At 43.6% G+C, this 2,436-nt stretch carries 2 protein-coding genes; both read left to right on the top strand.

What is annotated here, in order from left to right:
* Window positions 1–1,589 (top strand): 3-oxoacyl-[acyl-carrier-protein] synthase III C-terminal domain-containing protein (locus RMO52_RS06445; protein ID WP_310412041.1); only part of this gene is annotated, 1,589 nt, incomplete at its 5' end.
* A gap of 187 nt (window positions 1,590–1,776) precedes the next feature.
* Window positions 1,777–2,436, top strand: a 660-nt coding sequence (locus RMO52_RS06450) for a DUF6999 family protein (protein ID WP_310412043.1), incomplete at its 3' end; no start/stop codon positions are given.

Raw genomic sequence — 2,436 nt, forward strand, 5'->3', positions numbered from 1 at the left:
GTTTTGCCAACATGGTACATGGCGAATTGCCCGAATTTCCGCCCTTAGAAACGCTTACGAGTATGGGGGTTTGTTGTGCGGGGATGAGCGTGCTTAAATATGCCGCATCTCAGGTGAGATTGGGTGAGAAACGCAACGCGATCTCGGTGGCTTCCGAACAGCCTTCCCGCTTATTTACCCACACTCATTTTGAAGCTGAAACTGCTATCCAAGCAGGGCAAAATCTGAGTTTTGATACTGAGTTTCTGCGGTGGATGCTATCTGATGGAGCAGGTGCAATGTTGCTCCAAAATCAGCCGAGCCGATCGGGAATCAGCCTCAAAATTGAATGGATCGAACTCGTTTCTCATGCCAATGCTTATCCAGTTTGTATGTATGCTGGGGCTGAAAATGAAACGGCACAAAAAAGCTGGATGGACTATCCCTCTTATGTCGAAGCCGCGCAAGCAGGGGCACTTAATTTACGGCAAAATATTCGTCTCCTCGATAACGTTGTTAAATTAGGCGTAGAAGGATGGCTAAAATTAATTGCAGCCGGACGAGTGAATCCCGATGAAATTGATTGGCTGCTGTGCCATTATTCTTCGCACTTCTTTAAGGGGCAAATTGTTGAATTGTTAGATAAAGCTGGCTGCCTCATCCCCGAATCAAAATGGTTTACTAACCTTTACACTCGTGGCAATACGGGGTGCGCTTCAATTTATCTAATGCTAGAAGAATTATTCCATTCCCAGAACTTACAGCCCGGTCAAAAAATCTTTTGCTTTGTGCCTGAAAGTGGGAGATTTACTACTGCGTATATGTTGTTAACCGTTGTTAAAGATGGAGAAATTATGTCACCCTTAGCACAGCCATCGGATCGATCGGCGATCGTTATCCAACCTGTAGAATTTTATAACCCACCACCCACAACCCAGCTCCAAACTCCTGCTGCTTACTTAATGCACAATCTAGCATTAGTTTGGCTAGAATTCGAGCGCAAACTGCAATCGATCCCCATTATCCGCAAATTAAATCGCGGGGAATTTACCATTGAAGATTATCAGGCATTCCTCACAAATTTGCGTCCTCAAGTAGTCGAAGGTGCCCGCTGGATTGCTAGAGCCGCTTCCAACATGACAGATTTTCGCCTGCGATCGACTTTTATCGGACACGCCCAAGCAGAACACCGCGATTTTCAAATGTTAGAGCAAAATTATATCTCTGTCGGTGGCGTTCTCGAAGATATTGTTTCAGCAGAAAAGAACATTGGCAGTGAGGCACTGTCCGCATTTATTTTTCACCAAGCTTCACAAGAAAACCCAGTAAGTTTAGTCGGCAGTATGTTTATTATTGAAGGATTGGGTAATAAGTTGGCGGGAAAATGGGCAGCGCAAATTAAAGCAACTCTCAAATTGACAGCCGAACAAGTTTCCTTCTTGGGCTACCATGCAGCCAATGATGATGACCATATCGATAAATTGAATGCTATTTTGACCGCTGACTGGATGACAATGGAAATTGCCAACCGAATTGTCAAAACTGCTAAAGTTACCGCTCGGTTATATTTACTGCAATTGGAAGAGATTTCGATGTGTATTAATACTTAAATACTAAGAATTTAACCGCAGAGGCGCAGAGAGCGCAGAGAAAGAAAGAAGATATTTTGTAGGGTGGGCAGTGCCCACCATCTAGATTTCAGGCAGAATCTATTTTATAAATAATTGCACCTACCTACTTAGTAAATAGAGCGCTCGGCTCATTCGGTCAATCGTTACGACAAATACAGACTCGAATATGAATTATTTATCATCTCCATATACCCCTCAGCCGCACGATCGCACAGATCCAAATACTTGGGATGCTTTATATCTAGACGAGGCAATCCCAGTCGATCCGGTGGCTAAAGCACACATGATTCGCGATTTGAAAAACTGGACTCGAAGCTATTTACTATTGCCGATTAAGATCTTTGCCAACGTGATGCTCGCAATAATTTTAATCGTCAAACGATTGCTGCCGTTTCAATTTAGTAATTATCAAATCATGCACAGTTCTGCTGTCTGGTTTCTCAACAATTTTGCGAGTCCAGAAGCCTGTTATTTAATCGTGCGTCACATTGGCTTAGGTTCTAATATTGTCAACTTTTTAATCGATAATTCACCGAATCCCGCGATTCCCAAATCGACTCTCTATCCCCGCAAAGTGGCAGATTTGGCTAACAATGCTTTTCTCGAACACGATTTGATTTTATATAACTTTGTGCTGGATTATCACCAGGCTCAGCGAGAAAATCCCAATTGGTTAGAGGAAGTACGTGCGCGGGGGCTAATTTATGACAGCATTCAACCCGTACCCATTGAGGTAGATTTTAGTCGGCGGCATTGGTGGCAGATGCTGGATCTGGAGTCAGCGATCGAACTATTCAAGGTGTTTTACTCTCTCTGGCTGACCTGT

The organism is Chamaesiphon sp. OTE_8_metabat_110, assembly GCF_031382685.1.
In the GTDB taxonomy this organism is placed as follows: Bacteria; Cyanobacteriota; Cyanobacteriia; order Cyanobacteriales; family Chamaesiphonaceae; genus Chamaesiphon.